This window comes from Massilia sp. CT11-108 (assembly GCF_047302915.1).
GTDB classification, from domain to species: domain Bacteria; phylum Pseudomonadota; class Gammaproteobacteria; order Burkholderiales; family Burkholderiaceae_D; genus Telluria; species Telluria orientalis.
In genome coordinates, this window is sequence record NZ_JBKYMO010000708.1 from 1 (window position 1) to 2,202 (window position 2,202).

Genomic DNA, 2,202 nt, shown 5'->3' on the forward strand with positions numbered 1-2,202 from the left:
CGGTGCGCTGTTCCATCCAGGAGTCCTCCATGTTTGAGAGTCTCATCGACCTGTTGCCCGACCTGGCCGTCGCGCTGGGCCAGACCCTGGCCATGCTCGGTATCGGCGTGTGCGCCGCCGTGCTGTTCGGCGGCCCGCTCGGCGTCGTCCTGTTCGTCGTCGGCGAAGGCCAGTCGCTGCACAACCGTCCCCTCGCGCTGCTGCTCGGGTGGACCGTGAACACGATCCGCTCGTTCCCGTTCATCATCCTGCTCGTCGCGCTCGTGCCGCTCACCCGGCTGATCGCCGGCAGCTCGATCGGGCCGCTCGCGGCCTCCGTGCCGCTGTCGATCGCCGCCGTCCCGTATTTCGCGCGCCTCGTCGAACAGACCCTGCGCGACGTGCCGCGCGGCGTGATCGAGGCGGCGCAGGCAATGGGCGCGTCCGAGCTGCAGATCGTCACCCGCGTGCTGCTCGTCGAAGCCCGCTCCGGCCTCGTGCTGGCGCTGACTGCCCTCGCGATCGGTTTTCTCTCGTACGCCGCGGCGGCCGGCGTCGTGGGCGGCGGCGGCATCGGCGACCTCGCCATCCGCTACGGCTACTACCGCTTCGAGACGGACATCATGGTGTTCACCGTCGTCGTGCTGGTCGCGCTCGTGCAGGTCATCCAACTCACGGGCGACCGCTTCGCGCGGCGGCTGGACAAGCGCCAGCCGGGCTACGCGAGGACAGATTGACCCCACCTCTCACGATAAATGGAAATTTCTGCATAGAAATTTGATTGCCGGCCACGTTTTTTGCTACATTGGCGGTTTTATCTCTACGGGATGGCCGCCATCCCCGCTTGCGGCCGCGAATGCGCGAATCCACTCTGTTCAAGCACCTGACTTCCAGCTCGATCGTCACCGCCTGCTGCGTGCTCGGTCTGCTGTATTTCGGGCGCGACGTCCTCGAACCGCTCGCGCTGGCGGTCATCCTCAGTCTCGTGATCGCCCCGCTGATCCGCACGCTGCGGCGCATCGGCCTGGGCCAGGTACCGGCGACGATGCTGTCCGTGCTGATGGTGGGCACGTGCGTGGTCGGCCTGGGCATCGTCCTCGCGTTCCAGCTCGTCGCCGTGACGGGCGACCTGCCGAAATACCGTGCAGCGATCCGCACCAAGGTCGCGGCCGTGCGCGAGATGACGGAGCGGCCGTTCGCCCGCATCGAGGCCGAGATCAGCGCCGTGCAGCCGCAGGCACAGCAGAGCGGCACCGTCAGCAGCCGGCGCGGCATGAGCACCGTGACCGTCAGCCCGACGCAGCCGCTGCCCGTCGAGATCCGCCAGCCGCGCCTGACGACGCGCGATTCGCTCGCGCGCCTGTTCGCGATGGCGTGGGGACCGCTGGGCGAAGCGGGCCTCGTGCTCGTCCTGCTCGTCTTCATCTCGCTCGAACACGAATCGCTGCGCGACCGCCTGATCCGGCTCGCCGGCCAGACCGAAATCAACCGCACGATCCGTACCCTGGGCGACGCGGCCCAGGGCGTGTCGCGCTTCTTCCTGTCGCAATTCACCGTCAACCTGACATTCGGCACCCTCATCGGCGTGCTGCTGTGGCTGGCCGGCGTACCGCACGCGGGCCTGTGGGGCGCGCTGTCCGGCATGCTGCGCTTCGTGCCCTACCTGGGCGTGATGGCGGCGGGCGCCGTCATCGCCGTGTTCGTCGCCGCCATCGACCCCGGCTGGCAGCTCGCCCTGTCCTGCATCGCCCTGTTCGTCGCGCTGGAACTGTTCGTCGCGAACGTCGTCGAACCGAAGGTCTACGGCCACAGCTCGGGCCTGTCGCCGCTCGCCGTGATCGTCTCGGCCGTGTTCTGGGGCGCGATGTGGGGGCCGGTGGGCCTGCTGCTGTCGACGCCGCTGACCTTGTGCTTCGTCGTGGCCGGCCGCCACGTGCGCGGGCTGGAACCGGTGACGATCCTGCTGGGCGACGCCCCCAACGTCTCGGGCGCCCAGCGTTTGTACCAGCGCCTGCTGACGGCCGACAGCGACACGATCGTGCGCGACGCCCACGCCTACCTGCGCCGCGCCAGCTTCGCGCGTTATTGCGACAAGGTGCTGCTGCCGGGCCTCGCCCTGGCCGGCGCCGACATGCGCGCGGGCCGCATCGACGCGGGCCAGATGGAAACCATGCGCGCCGCGATGGGCCGCGTGGCGGCGACCCTGAACCCGGAAGGCCGCAC

The 2,202-nt window shown here is 69.2% G+C and carries 2 protein-coding genes; both read left to right on the forward strand.

Annotation, left to right across the window (positions count from 1 at the left end; translation table 11 throughout):
• Nucleotides 1-29: 29 nt before the first annotated feature.
• Nucleotides 30-716, forward strand: a complete 687-nt coding sequence (locus ACEN88_RS29710; RefSeq protein WP_413345484.1) for a methionine ABC transporter permease — start codon at nt 30-32, stop codon at nt 714-716.
• Between the two features lie 119 nt (nt 717-835).
• On the forward strand, nt 836-2,202 hold a 1,367-nt coding region (locus ACEN88_RS29715), incomplete at its 3' end, for an AI-2E family transporter (RefSeq protein WP_413345486.1).

Excerpts from the sequence above, each read along its gene's own strand:
- ACEN88_RS29710 (WP_413345484.1), top strand. The coding sequence starts at position 30 with ATGTTTGAGAGTCTCATCGACCTGTTGCCCGACCTGGCCGTCGCGCTG.